Here is a 19,239-nt window from a genome sequence, read left to right as displayed (position 1 = left end):
CACCCGTCGAGGATGGGCCTGCGCGATGACACCCCGGCGACGCCGGGGTGACGGTTGCATGACGCGGTTCAGCGCAGTACGCGGCGCGGATCGATCGGCTTGCCGCCGTGGCGCAGGTCGAACAGCAGGTCATGGCGCTCGCTGGTGCTGCTGTAGCCCACCTCGCAGAGCGGGTCGCCGCGGCTGACCCGGGCGCCGTTGGCGACCAGGGTGGTCTCGCACAGGGCGTAGACGCTCTGCAGGTTGTCGGCGTGGTGGACGATGACCACCTGCCCCAGCTGGCGCATGCTGTCGGCGAAGCGCACCTCGCCATCGGCTACTGCGCGGGCCCGGGCGCCGCGGCCGGTGGCCAGCAGCATCGGCTGCAGGGTCCCGCGGCTGTCGGCACCGAAGGCACGCACGATGCGGTAGTCCTCCAGGGGCCAGGGCCAGTTGCGGGCCGAACTCGGCAGGTTGCCGGGGTCGGGGAGGCTGGCTCGCGCCGGGGCGGCGGCGCCCCCCGACCCGCTCGAGCCGGCTTGCGCCGGGCGAGAGGCACCGGCCGAGGCGCCGCCGGCGAGGGGGACCTGGATGAGCTGGCCGACCCTCAGGGCGGTGGGCTGGACCCCGGGGTTGGCGGCCTGGATGCGCGACGCACGGGTGCCGAAGCGGCGCGCGATGCTCGAGTAGGTATCGCCGGGCCGCACCTGGTAGCGATAGGGGCCGCCGGAGGGGGCACGCTCCTGCTGGGTGGGCATCAGCAGGCGCTGGCCCACGGCGAGGCGCCGCGGGTCCACGTCGGGGTTGAAGCGCTGCAGGCGTTCGAGGGGCACCTGACCGCGTCGCGCGATCTCACCCAGGGTATCGCCGCGCTGCACCACCACCCAGCCGCCGCTCTCGGCGGTGGCGTTGGTGCGGGCGCTGTCGGGGGCGTCGGGCCGCGAGGCGCAGCCTCCCAGCAGCAGCGCCGCCAGCATCAGCGCGAGAGCGAGTCGTCCTTTTCCTGCCACAGGGCGTTGAGCCATGAGTGGAAGCGCTCCTTGAGGTCGGGGTCGTCCTGATAGTCCCCCTCGAGCATCCAGGCTGGTACCGGGAGGACGCGTGCCTTCAGTACCACGCGCTGCTCCTGCCCGCACAGGAAGCCCCAGAAGGTGGGGTCGGGGTTGTCATAGCTCAGGGTCACGTCGAGGATCCCTTCCAGCCGGTCGCCGAGCAGGTTGATCACCTGGGCGATGCCGCCGGCCCTGGGGCTCAGCAGATGGCGGAAGGGGGCGCCCTGGGCCTCGCGCTTGGCCAGCGTGAAGCGGGTGCCCTCGAGGAAGTTGAAGATGGCGATGGGCGCCTCTCGGGCGCGGTGGCACATCCGCTCGGTGGCCTCCTGGTCGCGGCGCGCCAGGTGGGGGTGGCGGGCCCGCTGCTCGGCGCTCATGCGTCGCATGAAGGGATACTCCAGGGCCCACCAGGCCAGCCCCACGATGGGGATCCAGATCAGCTGGCGCTTGAGGAAGAAGCGCGGCATGGGGATGCGGCGGTGCAGGGCGAAGAACAGCACGAAGATGTCGGTCCAGCTGCGGTGGTTGGAGATCACCAGCCACCATTGATCGCGACGCAGCCCTTCGGGGACCTCGATCTCGAAGCGTGGCTTGAGCCAGTGGCGCATCCACCACAGGTTGACGCCGATCCAGTTGAGGGCCACGGCGTTGAGCCCACCCAGGACGCGGCGGCGCAGGGCGCGGCCGGGCGTCACCAGCTTGAGCAGGGTGAGCAGGATCAGCGGAACGCCCCAGAACAGGGTGTTGAGGGTGAGCAGAACAAGGCTGACGAGACCCTTGAGGGTCGGCATGCGTCTCTCCGTGGGCAGTGGGAGGGGCAAGGATGCGGCAATGCTAAAGGATCGCCGGGCGGCTGCCCAGCGTCCTCACTCGGCCACCGGCTCGGCTCGGCCGAGGGTCTCCACCAGCACCTGGCGAAGCGCGAGCGCGGCGGCGGAGAGCTCGCCGTGGGTGAGCATGCCGACGGCGTGCTCGATGGCCGGGTCGTCCAGCGGCAGGCAGCGGGCGCCGAGCTCCTCCATCTGCCGGGCGCACAGCGAGGGCACCGCGCTGACGCCCAGGCCGCTGGCCACCATGCGCCCCACGGTGGCCAGCTGGTGGCTCTCGAAGGCGGACGGCAGGCGGATGCCGCGTTCGCCGAGTTGCTGCTCGAGCAGCCGCCGCACCATGGAGGGGCGCTGCAGGGCGATGAAGTCATGGGTCAAGAGGGTCTCCCAGCTGAGCCTGTCGTGATGGGCCAGCAGCGAGCGGGGCGGCACCACGGCCACGAAGCGGTCGACGAACAGCGGGGTGAAGGCCAGGCTGCCCACCGCCTCGGGCTCGAAGGCGATGCCCAGCTCCACCTGGCGGTCGCGCACCATGTCGATGACCTGCTCGTTGATCACGTCGTGAACCGTGACGTTGATGCGCGGATGGCGACTGCGAAAGGCCATCAGCGCCGGCGGCAGCAGGTTGCTGGCGAAGGACGGCATGGTGGCCACCGCCAGGCGACCCAGCTGGAGGGTGAAGCGCTGGCGCATCAGCTCCTCGGTGTTGTCCCACTCCGCGAGCAGCCGCTTGGCCAGCGGGACGAAGGACTCGCCCTCCGGGGTGAGGCGCACGCTGCGGGTGGTACGGATCAGCAGCCGTCCGCCGAGGCTTTCCTCGAGCCCCTTGATGGCCAGGCTCAGGGCCGGCTGGGAGAGATGCAGCCGTTCGCAGGCCTGGGTGAAGCTCAGGGACTGGGCCACGGCGAGGAAGGCGCGAAGCTGCTTGACGGTCATGGCATGCTACCAAGGTCAAATTTATAAGCTGGATTGATCAATCAATAAGAAAAACAAACTTAACAAATATATCACCAGGCCCAACACTGGGGCCATCGTGTCCCCAGGGACTCGCTATCTTTTACCCCCGAGCCGCCTCCAGGGCGCCGACACCACAGGCCCCCCTGGCCAGGCTCATTCACAACAACATGAGGCGCCACTCACTATGGCCGGATTCGACAAGCGCGTTAACTCCTACGAAGAGGCGATGGCAGGCATCGAGAGCGGCATGACCGTCGTTGCCGGCGGCGTCGGTCTCTGCGGCATCCCCGAGAACCTGATCGCCGAGATCAAGCGCCTGGGCGTCAAGGACCTCACCGTGATCTCCAACAATTGCGGCGTCGACGGCTTCGGCCTCGGCATCCTGCTGGAGGACAAGCAGATCAGCCGGATCTACGCCTCCTACGTGGGCGAGAACGCCATGTTCGAGCAGCAGATGCTCAACGACGAGATCGAGGTGATCCTGACGCCCCAGGGCACCCTGGCCGAGAAGATGCGGGCCGGGGGCGCGGGCATCCCCGCCTTCTACACCGCCACCGGCTACGGCACCCCGATCGGCGAGGGCAAGGAGGTGCGCGAGTTCAACGGCCGTCACTATATCCTCGAGGAGGCGTTCCACGCCGACTTCGCCATCGTCAAGGGCTGGAAGGCCGATCGCTACGGCAACGTGGTCTATCGCGACACCGCCCAGAACTTCAACCCGCTGGCCGCCACCTGCGGCAAGATCACCGTGGTGGAAGTGGAGGAGATCGTCGAGCCGGGCGAGCTCAAGCCGGACCAGATCCACACCCCGGGCATCTATGTCGATCGCATCATCCAGGGCAGCTTCGAGAAGCGCATCGAGAAGCGCACCGTCCGCGAGGCCTGAGGCCGTAGCGATGCGTTGACCGCCGGCCCGGCCGGCGCTTCCTGAGCTTCTCCCCCGAAGCTGTTACATCGAACAACGAGGCAACAAGATGGCACTTACTCGCGAACAGATGGCAATGCGCGTGGCGCGCGAACTCGAGGACGGCTTCTACGTCAACCTGGGCATCGGCATCCCGACCCTGGTGGCCAACTACGTGCCGGACGGCATCGACGTGATGCTGCAGTCCGAGAACGGCCTACTCGGCATGGGTCGCTTCCCCACCGAGGAGGAGGTCGACGCGGACATGATCAACGCCGGCAAGCAGACGGTGACCGCCCGCCCTGGCGCGGCGATCTTCGACTCCGCGGAGTCCTTCGCCATGATCCGCGGCGGCCACGTGGACCTGACCGTGCTCGGCGCCTTCGAGGTGGATCAGGAGGGCAATATCGCCTCCTGGATGGTCCCGGGCAAGCTGATCAAGGGCATGGGCGGTGCCATGGACCTGGTGGCCGGTGCCGAGAACATCATCTGCACCATGACCCACGCCTCCAAGCACGGCGAGTCCAAGCTGCTCGAGAAGTGCAGCCTGCCGCTGACCGGCGCGGGCTGCATCAACCGGGTGCTGACCGACCTGGCCTATCTGGAGATCAAGGACGGCGCCTTCCACCTCAAGGAGCGCGCCCCGGGCGTCTCCGTGGAGGAGATCGTCGAGAAGACCGCCGGCAAGCTGATCGTTCCGGATCACGTGCCGGAGATGACCTTCGACTAATCACGTCACGTGTGAGACATGCCGGCCCGGTCGCGATGCGACCGGGCCGGCGTCGTTCGGGGCGGTGAAACGGCTGGCGCTCAGGCGATCTCGCAGCGGGTATGGTGGGGCAGCAGCAGCTCCACGGCGCGCTCCTGGTTGGCGCTGACCGATTTCTGCACCAGGGCGAGCCCGCCGCTCTCGATGCGGTGCTCGTCGCCCTCGGCAAAGGGCAGGCGCTGGGAGCAGGCCGGGTAGAAGCGGTAGTCGAGCAGCCCGGAGACCGGGAAGATGCCGTGGTGGCGGTCGCTGCTGCCGCTGAAGCCGCTCTCGCCGAGCCGCGCATCGAAATACTCGAGGGAGTCCCCGAGGCGCTGGCAGTCGAAGCCGGCATGGTGGAGGCGGGGGCCGTTGACGGCCAGCAGGCCGGCCAGGGGGTGGGCCTCGCACAGCCTCTGGTAGGTGTCCCAGTCCGGCATTGGCCAGGGGCGTCCGCGGCACAGCAGGTTCTGACCGCGCTGATCGGCCACCGGGGCCTGGGCCATCAGGGATTCGAGCCGCTGGCGCGGTTCCCGGGAGAGGGTGCCCAGCTGCAGCTCGGCCAGTACCAGCCAGGGGCCATCGTCCGGCGGGGAGAGCAGGGTCACCAGCAGCCCGCGGTCGGCCATGGCGTGGCGGTGCCCGGGGCGATAGCCCAGATGCGCCAGGCTGGGCATCAGGGCATCCATGCTCCAGGGCCCATGGTTAAGTGTCAGCAGCGCGAGATATTCCGCGGGGGCGTCCACCGGCCATAACCGCAGGGCGCCCACTTCCGGGTGCTGATGAATATAGTCCAGCCACAGCTGCTGGACGAACTCTTCCCTCTGCATCTCGCTGGCTTCCCTTGTCGTCTGATGCTGGCGGGAAGTATAGGCGGGTGCCGCCCGGGGGCTTTCAACGCCGCGATGACGCTTCTGGGTAGCCGGAAGCGCGCTGCAGGGAGGGGGGCTGGCTCAGACGCTGCGGGCCGGCTCCAGCAGGCGATGCTCGCGCACATACTGCTCGAACTCGGTGTAGCCGCCGATCGGGGTCTCGTCGATGAAGATCTGCGGCACGGTATGCACCGGCTTGCCGATGGTCTTCTCCAGATCGGCCTTGGTGATGCCCTCCGCCTGGATGTCCACGTAGCGGAAGCCCTCGATGGCGCCGGCGCCCTGCAACCGGGTGGCCAGCTCGTTGGCGAAGACGCAGAAGGGGCAGCCGGGGCGGCCGAAGATGACGACGAACATGCGGACTCCTGGTGGCGAAGTGGTCGAATGGTGTCGATTGTGACGGATCGACACCGGGTGCGCCAATAGTCGACATCAAGAGGCACCATTGGCGGGCCCTATGGGGGCGCGGTGTGCTTCAGCGCGGGATGCCCTCGCCGCTGTCGGCGCGGCGCAGCAGCTCGCCCAGCTCTCGGTGGATGGCGGGGCTCGCCACCAGCAGGTTCTCGCCGTAGAGATCCTCGGGGAAACCTTCGGGGCGGGGGTAGAGGTGCCCGGTGCGTGCGCCGGCCTCCCGGGCGATCAGCCAGCCCGCGGCGAAGTCCCAGGGTGAGACGCTCTCGTAGTAGGCATCGAGCCGGCCACAGGCCACGTCGCAGAGGTCCAGCGCGGCGGAACCGTTGCGGCGCACGTCCTGGCAGCGCTCGAGGACCGCCGTCAGGCGGCGCATCAGCGGCGGGCGGCTGTCGCGGCGGTAGGGGAAGCCGGTGCCCACCAGGCAGCGCTCGAGGCTGCCGGTGCGGCTTGCCTGGATGGGCCGCCCGTTGCAGTGGGCACCCTGGCCGTCGAGCGCCGTGAAGGTCTCGCCGAGGAAGGGGGCGTGGACTACCCCGAGGCGCACGCGGCCCGCCACGGCCCAGGCGATGGAGACCGCGACGTGGTGGAGGCCGTGGGCGAAGTTGACGGTACCGTCGATGGGGTCCACCACCCACAGCGGCGCCGGGCTGCCAAGCACCTCGCGCTCCGGGGCGAGCTCCTCGCTGAGCCGCGCCTCGCCGGGAAAGCTCGCTTCGAGCCGCGCGGTGATATGGGTGTCGACGGCCACATCCACATCGGTGACCAGCTCGTGCCCCTGCTTGTAGCGGTGGCCGAAGCTCTGCTGCTCCCGCGCCTCGCGGATCATCTGGCCGGCCTCCCGGGCGATTTCGACGGCCAGGGCCAGGCGTTCGGCATCGGTCATGACGGGCTCCATGGGGTGGGGTAACGGCCTTCCAGCATAGCAGGCCGGGCTGAACCGCGGGGAGGGCGACGCTATACTGCCGCCCACCTGCCGAGGAGCCCATCATGCATGCCCTGACCGCCGAGCAGTATGCCCGCCTGCGCCAGCTGGCCGAGGCCTGGACCCATGCGCACCTGCGCGACGCCAAGGCGTCGCCGACCTTCAACCCCCGGCTGGCCGCCGATGCCCTCTGTTTCCAGCGCCACACCGACCCCGAGCTCGGCGAGCAGCTGGTGGGGGCCCTGGTCACCCCGGTGTCGCTGTGGCTGGTGATGGTGCCCGCGGCCGACAGCGCCGAGATGCCCGAGGCGGGCGGCCGCCACTGGCTGGCGCTGCCCTCGGGGGAGTACCCGCTGGAGACCGTCGCCCTGGGGGAGTCGGCCTGGTGTCGTCGCCTGGTGCTGCTCGACGATCTCGCCGACGTGGCCAGCCGACCGGCCGCGAGCCGGCTGGCTCAGCAGCTGATGGAGCGGGTGATGGCCGATGGCTCGCCCGGCGATGGTAGCGCCTGAGAGCAGGCGGCCTTATGCTGGGGGCGCTTCATTTCTCCAGCCCCGCGCGCTGGGCATGACAACGAAAAGACAAGGAGCTGCTGATGTCAGGAACCGCCCCCATTACTCCCCGCGTTGCCCTGGTGACCGGCACCTCGAGCGGCATCGGTGAAGCCGTGGTACGCCACTTCTGCGCGCAGGGCCACCAGGTGCTGGCCGTGGACTTCAACCCGGCCGGTGCCGAGGTCGCCGAGCAGGCCGGCGCCGTCTTCTTCCAGGCCGACCTGACCGATGGCGAGGCCTGCAAGGCGGCAGTGGCGGAGGCCATCCGCCGCTTCGGGCGGGTGGACATCCTGGTCAACAATGCCGGGATCCAGCATGTCGCCCCCATCGAGGCGTTTTCGGAGGAGAAGTGGCGCCAGATCATCGACCTGATGCTGACGGCGCCCTTCCTGCTGACCCAGGCCGTCTGGCCCTCCATGCGCGAGAATGGCTGGGGTAGGGTGATCAACATCGCCTCGGTGCATGCCCAGGTGGCCTCGCCCGGCAAGTCCGCCTACATCAGCGCCAAGCACGGCATGATCGGCCTGACCAAGACCGCGGCGCTCGAGGGCGGGGCCCAGGGCATCACTGCCAACGCCATCTGTCCGGCCTATGTGAAGACTCCGCTGGTGGACAATCAGATCGCCGACCAGGCGAAGCTACACGGCATGGAGGAGCAGCAGGTGATCGAGCAGATCATGCTCAAGAACGCCGCCGTGAAGCGTCTGATCGAGCCCGCCGAGGTGGCCGAGCTGGTCGCCTACCTGGCCTCGGATGCCGCTGGTGCGGTCACCGGCTCGAGCTGGAACATCGACCTGGGCTGGACGGCGCAGTAAGCGCCAGCGCCCTGCCGTAGGCGCCGAGCTATATGCAAACCCCGAGGCCATGGCCTCGGGGTTTGCGTCTGAGGGTCGGCATCGCTTCCTGGCCGCTTGCCGCGTTATCGCCTCACCGGCCGCTTCTGCAGCTTGCGCTGCAGGGTGCGTCGGTGCATCCCCAGGGCGCGGGCGGTGGCGGAGATGTTGCCATCGTGCTCCTGCAGCACCTTCTGGATATGCTCCCACGCCAGGCGGTTGATGGAAGGCGGCTGCTCGGCCACTTCCGTCTCCGGGTCGCCGCCCTCCCGTCCGAAGGCCGCCAGTACCTCGTCGGCATCCGCCGGCTTGCAGAGATAGTTGACCGCTCCCAGCTTGATCGCCTCCACGGCGGTGGCGATGCTGGAATAGCCGGTGAGCACCACGACGCGGCACTCGGGTACCACCTCGAGCAGCTCCGGCAGCAGCTTCAGCCCCGAGTCATGCTCGAGCTTCAGGTCGAGGGTGGCCAGCGTCGGGCGCTGCTGATGCGCCAGGGCCAGCGCCTGCTCGGCGTCGTGGGCCACCACGACCTCGAAGCCGCGGCGGCGCATGGCGCGGTCCAGCACGTGGCAGAACATCTCGTCGTCGTCGATGATCAGCAGCCGTTCGGCTGTGGTTGGCTCTTGCATGGCGTCCTCGTCACGTCGGGTCATGGCTCAGCTGGCCGGTTCGCTGCGCGGCAGCACCACTTCGGTCAGGGTGCCGCCTTCGGGATGATTGTACAGGCTCACGCCGCCGCCGAGACGGTTGATGGTGGCGTGGGTCAGGAACAGCCCGATCCCGAGCCCCTTGCTCTTGGTGGAGATGAAGGTCTCGCCCAGCTGGTCGGCGATGGCGAGCGCCACGCCGGGGCCATGGTCGCGGATGTCGATCACCACCTCCTGGGTGTTCCAGTCGAGGCTGATCAGGATGTCGTCCGGGTTGGCATCGGCTGCGTTGTCGAGCAGGTTGGTCAGCGCCTGCTCCAGGGTGGTGTCCACCGAGATCCAGGGGCGCCCCCGGCGCTCCGCCACCGCCATGCGGTGGCTGACATCGGGGCGCAGTACCAGCCAGCGCTGTACCACGGCGGCCAGCCACATCTCGGCGTCGCGCACCTGGGGCTCCCCCATGCGCCGCCGGTCGGCGTTCTCCACCAGCTGGCGCAGCCGCGACTTGCAGGTGTCCACCTGTTGGCGCAGCAGCTCGATGTCCTTGACCAGTGCGGGGTTGTCGCGGGCCTCATCGCGCATCTCCGTGAGCAGGACCGCCATGGTGGAGAGCGGGGTCCCCAGCTCGTGGGCGGTGCCCGCCGCCTGGGTGGCGACGGCCAGCACCTGCTCGTTGCGCAGCGCGGCTTCCCGGGTGCGCGACAGCGCCTGCTCCCGGCTGCGCAGCGCATGGGCCATCTTGTAGATGAAGAAGGTCACCAGCCCCGCCGACAGGGCGAAGTTGAGCCACATCCCCAGCACGTGAAGGCTGATGCCGTGATCGGCATGGCTGCCGTGGGCCAGCTGGGGCACCGGGTGGTACTGCACCATCAGCAGCGAGTAGGCCAGCAGGGCGGTGGTGGCGATGATCCAGGCGAAGCGCCAGGGCAGGGTGGCGGCGGCGATGGTCACCGGCACCAGATAGTAGGTGATGAAGGGGTTGCTGGAGCCGCCGGTGAAGTAGAACAGCAGGGTGAGACCCGCCACATCGGCCAGCAGGTGGGTCAGGTACTCGCCGTGGGAGACGGCGCGGTGACGACCCAGGCGCCACCAGGTGGCCAGATTGATCAGCGCCATCGCCAGTATCACCCCGATCACCGCCTTGACCTGGAGCTCGAAGCCGAGCAGCTCGACGCCGACGATCACCCCGATCAGGAAACCTGTCCAGGTGATCCCGCGCACGATGGTCAGGCGCACCAGGTTGCGACTGGGGGTGGAGAGAGGCAGTGGCTGGGTGGTGGTCATGGCGGCTCCTCGCTGACGGCTATCCATCATACCCGCTGCCGGGCCGCCCTACATTTCGCAGGCCGACCGGCGTAGAATGCGGCCACTGCCGAACCGGCACCCATTCACGCACCGCTCGGCGGTGCCTCGACGACGAACCCCATCGATGTCAGATGCCACACTGGCCCGCGAAGTCGGGCTGCGCAGGACCTTCGCCATCATCTCGCACCCGGATGCGGGCAAGACCACCATCACCGAGAAGATGCTGCTGTTCGGAAACGCCATCCAGATGGCCGGCTCCGTCAAGAGCAAGCGCGCCGACCGCCACGCCACCTCCGACTGGATGAAGATGGAGCAGGAGCGCGGCATCTCGGTGACCACCTCGGTGATGCAGTTCCCCTACGGTGGGCGCATCGTCAACCTGCTCGACACCCCCGGCCACGAGGACTTCTCCGAGGATACCTACCGCACCCTGACCGCGGTGGACTCGGCGCTGATGGTGATCGACGGCGCCAAGGGCGTCGAGGACCGCACCATCAAGCTCATGGAGGTGTGCCGCCTGCGCACCACCCCGATCCTCACCTTCGTCAACAAGATGGACCGCGATATCCGCGACCCCATCGAGGTGATGGACGAGGTGGAGACAGTGCTCAACATCCAGTGCGCGCCCATGACCTGGCCCATCGGCATGGGTCGCCACTTCAAGGGGGTCTACCACCTCTACAACGACGTCATCCATCTCTACACCCAGGGGCAGGGCAGTCGCATCCCCGATGACAAGCGTATCGAAGGGCTCGACAACCCTGAGGTGGACGCCGTGCTGGGCGAGGACCAGGCGGAGGAGCTGCGCATGGAGGTGGAGCTGGTACGCGGGGCCTCGCACGCCTTCGACCTCGAGGCCTACCGCCGCGGCGAGCTCACGCCGGTCTACTTCGGGACCGCCATGGGCAACTTCGGCGTGCGCGAGATGATGGACGGCTTCGTGGAGTATGCGCCACCCCCGCAGTCACGGGAGACCGACACCCGCACCGTGGAGGCCAACGATTCACGCTTCACCGGCTTCGTGTTCAAGATCCAGGCCAACATGGATCCCAACCACCGCGACCGCATCGCCTTCCTGCGGGTCTGCTCGGGCAAGTACGAGAAGAACATGAAGATGCGCCATGTGCGCATCGGCAAGGACGTCAAGATCGCCGACGCCCTGACCTTCATGGCCTCGGACCGCTCCCAGGTGGAGGAGGCCTGGCCCGGCGACATCATCGGCCTGCACAACCACGGCACCATCCAGATCGGCGACACCTTCACGGTGGGCGAGGAGATGCGCTTCACCGGCATCCCGCACTTCGCCCCGGAGCTCTTCAAGCGGGTGCGCCTGAAGGACCCGCTCAAGATGAAGGCGCTGCAGAAGGGGCTCCAGCAGCTCTCCGAGGAGGGGGCCACCCAGGTCTTCATGCCGCTGGACAACAACGACCTGATCCTCGGTGCCGTCGGGACCCTGCAGTTCGACGTCGTCGCCCACCGCCTCAAGGAGGAGTACAAGGTGGAGGCGATCTACGAGGGGGTGAACGTCAACACCGCGCGCTGGATCTATAGCGACGATGCCAAGAAGCTCGAGGAGTTCAAGCGCAAGGCGAGCGCCAACCTCGCCATCGACGGCGGCGGCTACCTGACCTACATCGCGCCGACCCGGGTCAACCTGCAGATGACCCAGGAGCGCTGGCCGGAGATCCGCTTCCAGCCCACCCGGGAGCATTGAGATACCAGCACGGAGCGCCGAGCAGGATAGTGCCTAGCCGAGCGGCGCCGGGGACGGGCCTGAAGGGGGGTACATGCTGATCGACGCCCACTGTCATCTGGACTTCCCCGATTTCGACGCCGACCGTGAGGCGGTGGTCGAGCGGGCCAGGGCGGTGGGCGTTTCGCATTTCGTGGTGCCGGGCACGACGCGTGCCCGCTGGCCCGACGTGCTGGCGCTGGGGGCGCGGGACGACGTCAGCGTCTGCCTGGGGCTGCATCCCTATTTCCTGGAGGAACATCGGGAGGAGGACCTGGCCGCTCTTGAGGCAGGGCTGGAGACGCATGGCGACCTTGTCGCCATTGGCGAGTGCGGTATCGACGCCCGCTTTCCCGAGACCCTCGACGCCCAGTGGCGGCTCTTCGATGCCCAGCTCAGGATGGCCAAGGCGCGTCGCCTGCCGGTGGTGATCCACTGCGTGCGCGCCAACGACCGGGTCGCCAGGCGACTGCGTGAGCTGGCGCTACCGGCCGGCGGGCTGATCCATGCCTTCGCCGGCTCACCGGAGCAGGCGAAGGCGTTACTCGATCTGGGGTTCGTGGTGGGCCTGGGCGGCGCGGTCACCCATGTCCGGGCCAAGCGCCTGAGGCGCACGGTGGCGAGCCTGCCCGACGATGGCTATGTGCTGGAGACCGACAGCCCCGACATGCCGCTGGCCGGTCGCCAGGGAGAGCGCAACGAGCCGGCGCGGGTCGCGGAGGTGTGTCGGGTCGTGGCCGACCTGCGCGAGGAACCCTTCGAGGCCGTGGCGGCGGCCAGCACCGCCACCGCCAGGCGGCTTTTTCGGCTGTGACTAGCGGCTGGCCGCCAGGCTCTCCGGGTCCAGGCGTTCGATGGGGTAGGGCAGCTTCAGCTGCTTGACGGCCTGGCCGGCGACGCGGAGCGGCCCCAGGTCTTCTTTGGTGCTCAGTACCGCCAGGATCTCCGCCTGGTCATAGGCGTCGAGTTCGGCGGCCACCACCTCGCCCACCGCCTTGCCATCGGCACTCTCCACCGGGCTTGCCAGGGCGGGCAGCTCTCCGCCTTCCAGCTGGGCCCTGACCAGGCGACGCTTCACCTGGCCGCGGAAGTGGGCTCGGGCCACCACCTCCTGCCCCGTGTAGCAGCCCTTCTTGAAGCTGATGCCGCCCAGCGCTTCCCAGTTGATCATCTGCGGCAGCAGGGCATCGCGGTGGGCGGGCGTCAGCCAGGCCAGCCCGGCCTGGATGTCGTGCAGGCACCAGATGGCATTGCCCACCGGGCTGGCCTGCTCGGCGAGGCGCGACCACAGCGCCGCGCCAGCCTCGGCGGCCAGGCAGATCAGCTGGCGCGGGCGCGGGCCAGGGTGGGTCAGCAGCTGAGTCTCGGCATCCCCCGCCTGGTGCCACACCGGGGGCGGCGCCAGGTCCAGCCTCACCTCGGCCAGCGCCGGGGCGTCCTGGCCGATCAGGCCGATCAGCGCCAGGTCATCGCGCACCCGGAGCTCGGCCTTGTAGAAGGCGGCAAACTTGCCCAGGTGCTCCGCCAGGGGCTGGACCAGGCCGCGCTGCATCAGCAGCCGGTTGTGCCCCTCGGCGACGCGCAGCAGCTGGGCATTGGCCAGCATTCGCCCCTTGGGGGTGCAGAACACGGTTAGGGGGGCGAAATCGCCGTTGGCCAGGCCCACCTGGGCGCTGGCCTGGCCCTGCAGGAATCTCTCGGCGTCGGGGCCGGTCACGTCGAGTACGCCCAGATGCACCAGCGGTGTCACCACGGTGCCATCCAGGGCCTGGCGGGCCGGCGCCGGGGTGTCGAAGGCGATTCGGTCCTCGGCGTCCTGCCGTCCGCCACAGGCGGTGATCCAGTCGTGCATGGGGAGCTCCTTGTCGTCTGCTGGGTGGCTGGCTCCTCTTATGCGGGTAGCCATGCGACATTGCAACCGCTGTGGTCGTCTCGGCGCCATGCTAGACTCGCCGCAATCTTTCGCTGGGCGCTCGCGGCATGCCGCGACAGGCCCGGCCCCTCTTTTGCCACCCTCTCGGAGAGCCGTCCCATGGCGCACCAATCGCTGAGCTTCACGGGCGTCGAGAACGCCGACCAGATCAACCGTATCACCACCGCCCTGATGATGCTCGACGGCGTCGACAGTGCCGAAGTGGGGCGTCACGGTGCCGAGGTCGAGGGGCGCGCCCGGCGCGAGGCGCTGATCAAGGCCATCGAGGCCCTCAAGCTCCCCATCCAGGTCAAGTGAACAGGAGGTTCCCCATGAAGAAGACCATTGAAGTCGTAAGCGTACGCAACCATATCTTCCGCCAGCGAGTCGAACTGGATGGCTTTGAGGACCTCTTCGTCGATGTGCCGGTGGCCTATGGCGGAGAGGGCAGCGCCCCGGACCCCCACGACTACTTTGACCTGTCGCTGGGGGCCTGCAAGGCGATCACCTCGATGATGTATGCCAAGCGCAAGAAGTGGCCCCTGGAGGGGGTGAGCGTGAAGGTGCATCGCGATGACAGCGAGGAGCGCCATGGCACCTACCGGCTCGACGTGGAGATGACCTTTCACGGCATCGAGGACACCGAGCAGCGCCTGCGCCTCGAGGAGATCAGCCACAAGTGCCCCATTCATCGCCTGATGACCAGCTCCACCGTGGAGGTTTCCACGCGGACCACCGTCGAGGCCTGACCTTCCGGACCCCACACGCGGAGACGCCATGAGCAAGCCCTTTCGCCTCGCCTCGAAGTTCCAGCCCGCCGGCGACCAGCCCACGGCCATCGACAGCCTGGTCAAGGGGCTGGAGGCGGGGCTCGCCCACCAGACCCTGCTCGGGGTGTCGGGGTCGGGCAAGACCTTCACCATGGCCAACGTGGTCGAGCGCCTTCAGCGCCCGACCATCGTCATGGCGCCGAACAAGACCCTGGCGGCGCAGCTCTACGGCGAGTTCAAGGCGTTCTTCCCCGACAACGCCATCGAGTACTTCGTCTCCTACTACGACTACTACCAGCCCGAGGCCTATGTGCCGTCGTCGGACACCTTCATCGAGAAGGATGCCTCCATCAACGACCACATCGAGCAGATGCGCCTCTCCGCCACCAAGGCCCTGCTGGAGCGGCGCGATGCGCTGATCGTGGTCTCGGTGTCGGCCATCTACGGGCTGGGTGACCCCGACCAGTACCTGAAGATGCGGTTGCACTTCACCCGCGGCGAACTGATCGACCAGCGCTCCTTCCTGCGCCGCCTGGCGGAGCTGCAGTACACCCGCAACGACATGGACTTCAAGCGCGGCACCTACCGGGTGCGCGGCGACGTCATCGACATCTTCCCGGCAGACGCCGAGGACGAGGCGGTGCGCGTCGAGCTGTTCGACGACGAGATCGATACCATCAGCCTCTTTGACCCGCTCACCGGAGAGGTCAGGGGCAAGGTGCCCCGCATGACGATCTACCCCAAGTCCCACTACGTGACGCCCCGGGAGACCATCCTCGGCGCCATCGACGCGATCAAGGCGGAGCTCAAGGAGCGCCTCGACTGGCTGCGCAAGCATGACAAGCTGGTGGAGGCTCAGCGCCTGGAGCAGCGCACCCTCTACGACATCGAGATGATGCTGGAGCTGGGCTACTGCAACGGCATCGAGAACTACTCCCGCTACCTCTCCGGGCGTAACCCGGGCGAACCGCCGCCCACCTTCTTCGACTATCTGCCGGCGGATGCGCTGCTCTTCATCGACGAGAGCCATGTCAGCGTTCCCCAGGTGGGCGGCATGTACAAGGGCGACCGCTCGCGCAAGGAGACCCTGGTGGAGTACGGCTTCCGGCTCCCCTCGGCGCTGGACAACCGTCCGATGAAGTTCGAGGAGTGGGAGGCGATCTCCCCCCAGACGATCTTCGTCTCGGCGACCCCAGGTCCCTACGAGGCCGAGCATGCCGGCCAGGTGGTGGAGCAGGTGGTGCGGCCTACCGGGCTGCTCGACCCGGAGCTGGAGGTGCGCCCGGCCGGCACCCAGGTGGACGACCTGCTCTCGGAGATCCGCCTGCGCAGCGCGGTGGGCGAGCGGGTGCTGGTGACGACGCTGACCAAGCGCATGGCCGAGGATCTCACCGAGTATCTCGGCGAGCACGACGTGCGGGTGCGCTACCTGCACTCCGACATCGATACCGTGGAGCGGGTGGAGATCATCCGCGACCTGCGCCTGGGCAAGTTCGATGTGCTGGTGGGGATCAACCTGCTGCGCGAGGGGCTCGACATTCCCGAGGTCTCGCTGGTGGCGATCCTCGATGCCGACAAGGAGGGGTTCCTGCGCAACGAGCGCTCGCTGATCCAGACCATCGGCCGCGCGGCCCGCAATGCCCACGGCAAGGCGATCCTCTACGGTGACCGGGTCACCGACTCCATGCGCCGCGCCATGGAGGAGACCGAGCGACGCCGCGACAAGCAGATCGCCCACAACGAGGCCCATGGCATCACCCCGACCACGGTGACCCGCTCGGTGGCCGATATCCTCGAGGCCGCCCAGGCGCCGGGCCGCAAGGGCAAGGGGCGTCGCGGCGAGCGCAAGGTGGCGGAGCGGGAGGCGATCTACGACCCCCCGGAGCTGTCGCCGTCCGAGCTGGCGCAGGAGCTGACCCGGGTGGAGGACGCCATGTTCGAGGCGGCCCAGAACCTGGAGTTCGAGGAGGCAGCGCGGCTGCGCGACCAGCTGCATCAGCTCAAGGAGCGTCAGCTGGCGCTTGGATAGACAGCCTCGCGACTTCGCCAAGGTGAGGGGCGCCGGGGGCAGGCCGAAGAGGAGGTCTTTTGCCATGGATGGCAAAAGTAGCGCCCAGGGATGGGTTCACAGCGCCTCCTCGCAGGCCTGTCGGCGGATCAGCCCCGAGGGGCTGTGATTGTCGGATTCGTTGCTTAGTTCGTAAGGAAAAGGGATGCCTGAAGGGCCCGAGGTTCGCCGCGCCGCTGACCGGGTGCATGCCCAGCTTGCCGGCCGGCGGCTGGAACACGTCTGGTTCGCTTTTCCCGCGCTGGCGCCCCGGGCGGATTCGCTGGTGGGGCGGCGGGTCAGCGCCGTGGACAGCTGGGGCAAGGCGCTGCTGACCCGCTTCGACGATGGCCGGGTACTCTACTCCCACAACCAGCTCTACGGCGTCTGGAAGCTCCACGATGCCGAACGCGAGCCGGATACCGGCCGCTCGCTGCGTGTGCGGCTGGTGGCCGAGGGGAGGGCGGCCAGCCTCTACAGCGCCTCGGACGTCTCGCTGTGGCAGCAGGACCGTCTCGGTGACCACCCCTTCCTCGCTCGGCTCGGTCCGGACCTGCTGACACACGGGGTCACGGTGGGGGAGGCCATGGCCCGGCTACGGGAACCGCGCTTCCAGCGCCGGCGCCTGGGCGGGCTGCTGCTGGACCAGTCGCTGTTCGCCGGCATCGGCAACTACCTGCGCTCCGAGATCCTCTTCTTCGCCGGCCTTCACCACAGGGCGCGGCCGACGGACCTCGACGAGACCGACCTGGCGCACCTGGCCCGCACGATTCTCGAGGTGACCCGCCAGGCCTACGAACATGCCGGCGTCACCAACCGGCCGGAGTGGGCCGCCGCCGACAGGGCAGGTGGTGCTTCCCGACGGCGCTGGCGCTTTGCTGTCTTCGAGCGCGAGGGGCTGGCCTGCCATCGCTGCGGCACGCCCATCGAGAGGACGATGGTGGCCTCGCGCAGGCTCTACGCCTGCCCGCGCTGTCAGGCAGCCTCCTGATCTGTCGCCGCTACTTTTATACCGTTATCTACTTTGCAACTTATCTATCTGCTACCTTTGGCGGCCCAATGTCGACAGCCGGCGGGGTAGGGTATAATGCCGGCCGTTCGAGCCCGCCACGCCGGCCGCGCCGCCGGTGACAAGCGGGCATGCCGACAACGCCAAGGAGCCCCTTGCTCATGACCGTGATCCGCCAGGACGATCTGATTCAGAGCGTCGCCGATGCGCTGCAGTACATCTCCTACTACCATCCCAAGGACTTCATCGACGCCATGGCTCAGGCCTACGAGCGCGAGGAGAACCCTGCCGCCAAGGACGCCATCGCCCAGATCCTGATCAACTCGCGCATGTGTGCCATGGGGCACCGTCCGATCTGCCAGGACACCGGCATCGTGACCGTCTTCCTGCACGTGGGCATGAACGTGCGCTGGGACGCCGAGATGAGCCTGGACGACATGGTCAACGAGGGCGTTCGCCGTGCCTATGCGCTGCCCGACAACGTGCTGCGCGCCTCGGTACTGGCCGACCCGGACGGCGCCCGCAAGAACACCGGCGACAACACCCCGGCCATCATCCACCACAAGAACGTGCCCGGTGACACCGTGGAGGTCTACGTGGCAGCCAAAGGGGGCGGCAGCGAGGCCAAGTCCAAGTTCGCCATGCTCAACCCCTCCGACAGCGTGGTCGACTGGGTGATGGAACAGCTGCCCAAGATGGGCGCCGGCTGGTGTCCGCCCGGCATGCTGGGCATCGGCATCGGCGGCACCGCCGAGAAGGCCATGGAGATCGCCAAGGAAGCGCTGCTGGATCCCATCGATATCCAGGAGCTGCAGGCCCGCGGCCCCTCCAACCGCGCCGAGGAGCTGCGCCTCGAACTCTTCGACAAGGTCAACCGGAGCGGCATCGGCGCCCAGGGTCTGGGCGGCTTGACCACGGTGCTCGACATCAAGGTCAAGGACTACCCGACCCATGCCGCCAACAAGCCGGTGGCGATCATCCCCAACTGCGCCGCCACGCGCCACGCCCACTTCACCCTGGATGGCTCCGGGCCCGCCGCGCTGCCGGCGCCGAAGCTCGAGGACTGGCCGGAGATCACCCGCGAGGCGGGGGACAACGTCAAGCGCGTCAACCTCGACAGCGTCACGCCAGAGGAGGTGCTGACCTGGCAGCCCGGCGACACCCTGCTGCTCAACGGCAAGCTGCTGACCGGCCGCGACGCCGCCCACAAGCGCATGGTGGACATGATCGCCAAGGGCGAGCCGCTGCCGGTGGACCTGAAGGGGCGCTTCATCTACTACGTGGGCCCGGTGGATCCGGTGGGTGACGAGGTCGTGGGTCCGGCCGGTCCCACCACCGCCACCCGCATGGACAAGTTCACCCGCACCATGCTGGAAGAGACCGGCCTGCTGGGCATGGTGGGCAAGGCCGAGCGCGGCCCGGCCGCCATCGAGGCGATCCGCGACAACAAGGCGGTCTACCTGATGGCCGTGGGCGGCTCCGCCTACCTGGTGGCCCAGGCGATCAAGAAGTCCCGCGTGGTGGGCTTCGAGGACCTCGGCATGGAGGCCATCTACGAGTTCGAGGTGGAGGACATGCCGGTGACCGTGGCCGTTGACAGCCAGGGCACCTCGGTCCACCAGACCGGTCCGGCCAAGTGGAAGGAGATCATCGCCGAGCGCGCCTGATCCCCTGCCAGGGCAACCGAGCGGCCCCGCCATCTGGCGGGGCCGCTGCCGTTTGGGTATCCTGTAGGACACTGTTTTTTCAGGG

20 protein-coding genes are annotated in these 19,239 nt (G+C 68.2%); 11 read left to right on the top strand and 9 right to left on the bottom strand.

What is annotated here, in order from left to right; translation table 11 throughout:
• Positions 1 to 68: 68 nt before the first annotated feature.
• From B6N23_RS01045 to B6N23_RS01035, 3 genes are all read right to left on the bottom strand, one after another.
• Entirely contained in the window at positions 69 to 1,004 is a 936-nt protein-coding gene (locus B6N23_RS01045) for a LysM peptidoglycan-binding domain-containing protein (RefSeq protein WP_110068652.1), read from the bottom strand.
• Entirely contained in the window at positions 956 to 1,822 is an 867-nt protein-coding gene (yihG, locus tag B6N23_RS01040; RefSeq protein WP_305501328.1) for a 1-acylglycerol-3-phosphate O-acyltransferase, YihG family, read from the bottom strand. Before yihG ends, B6N23_RS01045 begins: the two co-directional genes overlap by 49 nt.
• Positions 1,823 to 1,897: 75 nt before the next feature.
• The gene (locus B6N23_RS01035; RefSeq protein WP_110068654.1) at positions 1,898 to 2,794 is read right to left on the bottom strand and encodes a LysR family transcriptional regulator; all 897 of its coding nucleotides are present in this window, start codon (positions 2,792 to 2,794) and stop codon (positions 1,898 to 1,900) included.
• Between the two features lie 205 nt (positions 2,795 to 2,999).
• On the opposite strand from B6N23_RS01035, the gene B6N23_RS01030 reads away from it, so the two are divergent.
• Together B6N23_RS01030 and B6N23_RS01025 are read left to right on the top strand one after the other, a co-directional pair.
• Positions 3,000 to 3,701 (top strand): CoA transferase subunit A, encoded by a 702-nt coding sequence (locus tag B6N23_RS01030; RefSeq protein WP_305501326.1) that lies wholly within the window; start codon positions 3,000 to 3,002, stop codon positions 3,699 to 3,701.
• An 88-nt stretch (positions 3,702 to 3,789) separates the two neighbouring features.
• Positions 3,790 to 4,449, top strand: coding sequence for a CoA transferase subunit B (locus tag B6N23_RS01025; RefSeq protein ID WP_110068656.1), 660 nt, complete (start codon positions 3,790 to 3,792; stop codon positions 4,447 to 4,449).
• A gap of 80 nt (positions 4,450 to 4,529) precedes the next feature.
• On the opposite strand, the gene B6N23_RS01020 is transcribed toward B6N23_RS01025, so the two are convergent.
• From B6N23_RS01020 to B6N23_RS01010, 3 genes are all read right to left on the bottom strand, one after another.
• Positions 4,530 to 5,297 (bottom strand): VOC family protein, encoded by a 768-nt coding sequence (locus B6N23_RS01020; protein ID WP_110068657.1) that lies wholly within the window; start codon positions 5,295 to 5,297, stop codon positions 4,530 to 4,532.
• A 123-nt stretch (positions 5,298 to 5,420) separates the two neighbouring features.
• Complete coding sequence (locus tag B6N23_RS01015; RefSeq protein WP_110068658.1) at positions 5,421 to 5,696, bottom strand: GrxA family glutaredoxin; 276 nt, start codon at positions 5,694 to 5,696, stop codon at positions 5,421 to 5,423.
• Positions 5,697 to 5,814: 118 nt separating this feature from the next.
• Positions 5,815 to 6,636 (bottom strand): inositol monophosphatase family protein, encoded by an 822-nt coding sequence (locus tag B6N23_RS01010; RefSeq protein WP_305501324.1) that lies wholly within the window; start codon positions 6,634 to 6,636, stop codon positions 5,815 to 5,817.
• Between the two features lie 104 nt (positions 6,637 to 6,740).
• On the opposite strand from B6N23_RS01010, the gene hybE reads away from it, so the two are divergent.
• Both hybE and B6N23_RS01000 read left to right on the top strand, forming a co-directional pair.
• On the top strand, positions 6,741 to 7,187 hold the full coding sequence (gene hybE / locus B6N23_RS01005; RefSeq protein ID WP_305501322.1) for a [NiFe]-hydrogenase assembly chaperone HybE: 447 nt from the start codon (positions 6,741 to 6,743) through the stop codon (positions 7,185 to 7,187).
• Between the two features lie 83 nt (positions 7,188 to 7,270).
• Positions 7,271 to 8,044, top strand: coding sequence for a 3-hydroxybutyrate dehydrogenase (locus B6N23_RS01000; RefSeq protein WP_305501320.1), 774 nt, complete (start codon positions 7,271 to 7,273; stop codon positions 8,042 to 8,044).
• A gap of 104 nt (positions 8,045 to 8,148) precedes the next feature.
• Here the strand turns inward: B6N23_RS01000 and B6N23_RS00995 are convergent, their stop codons facing one another.
• Together B6N23_RS00995 and B6N23_RS00990 are read right to left on the bottom strand one after the other, a co-directional pair.
• On the bottom strand, positions 8,149 to 8,694 hold the full coding sequence (locus B6N23_RS00995; RefSeq protein WP_305501318.1) for a response regulator transcription factor: 546 nt from the start codon (positions 8,692 to 8,694) through the stop codon (positions 8,149 to 8,151).
• Positions 8,695 to 8,721: 27 nt separating this feature from the next.
• Complete coding sequence (locus tag B6N23_RS00990; RefSeq protein WP_110068663.1) at positions 8,722 to 9,996, bottom strand: ATP-binding protein; 1,275 nt, start codon at positions 9,994 to 9,996, stop codon at positions 8,722 to 8,724.
• A 145-nt stretch (positions 9,997 to 10,141) separates the two neighbouring features.
• Here B6N23_RS00990 and prfC point away from each other — a divergent pair, with 145 nt between their 5' ends.
• Positions 10,142 to 11,731, top strand: coding sequence for a peptide chain release factor 3 (prfC, locus tag B6N23_RS00985; protein ID WP_169958386.1), 1,590 nt, complete (start codon positions 10,142 to 10,144; stop codon positions 11,729 to 11,731).
• Between the two features lie 73 nt (positions 11,732 to 11,804).
• Positions 11,805 to 12,563, top strand: a complete 759-nt coding sequence (locus B6N23_RS00980; RefSeq protein ID WP_305501308.1) for a TatD family hydrolase — start codon at positions 11,805 to 11,807, stop codon at positions 12,561 to 12,563.
• Here B6N23_RS00980 and ygfZ read toward each other — a convergent pair whose 3' ends face one another.
• Entirely contained in the window at positions 12,564 to 13,601 is a 1,038-nt protein-coding gene (gene ygfZ, locus B6N23_RS00975; RefSeq protein WP_305501306.1) for a CAF17-like 4Fe-4S cluster assembly/insertion protein YgfZ, read from the bottom strand.
• A gap of 180 nt (positions 13,602 to 13,781) precedes the next feature.
• Here ygfZ and B6N23_RS00970 point away from each other — a divergent pair, with 180 nt between their 5' ends.
• From B6N23_RS00970 to B6N23_RS00950, 5 genes are all read left to right on the top strand, one after another.
• Positions 13,782 to 13,979 (top strand): hypothetical protein, encoded by a 198-nt coding sequence (locus tag B6N23_RS00970; RefSeq protein WP_110068667.1) that lies wholly within the window; start codon positions 13,782 to 13,784, stop codon positions 13,977 to 13,979.
• Between the two features lie 14 nt (positions 13,980 to 13,993).
• Positions 13,994 to 14,410, top strand: coding sequence for an OsmC family protein (locus tag B6N23_RS00965; protein ID WP_119021023.1), 417 nt, complete (start codon positions 13,994 to 13,996; stop codon positions 14,408 to 14,410).
• 28 nt (positions 14,411 to 14,438) lie between these two features.
• On the top strand, positions 14,439 to 16,460 hold the full coding sequence (uvrB, locus tag B6N23_RS00960; protein ID WP_305501303.1) for an excinuclease ABC subunit UvrB: 2,022 nt from the start codon (positions 14,439 to 14,441) through the stop codon (positions 16,458 to 16,460).
• Positions 16,461 to 16,644: 184 nt separating this feature from the next.
• Entirely contained in the window at positions 16,645 to 17,469 is an 825-nt protein-coding gene (gene nei / locus B6N23_RS00955; RefSeq protein ID WP_305501298.1) for an endonuclease VIII, read from the top strand.
• Positions 17,470 to 17,648: 179 nt separating this feature from the next.
• Positions 17,649 to 19,154: a fumarate hydratase gene (locus B6N23_RS00950; RefSeq protein WP_305501294.1), complete on the top strand. Its 1,506-nt coding sequence runs from the start codon at positions 17,649 to 17,651 to the stop codon at positions 19,152 to 19,154.
• Positions 19,155 to 19,239: the final 85 nt, after the last annotated feature.

The sequence above is a fragment of the Halomonas alkalicola genome (genome assembly GCF_030704205.1).
GTDB classification, from domain to species: Bacteria; Pseudomonadota; Gammaproteobacteria; order Pseudomonadales; family Halomonadaceae; genus Halomonas; species Halomonas alkalicola.
Note: the sequence above shows the minus strand (reverse complement) of the source record. Positions and strands in the feature narration are given on the sequence as shown.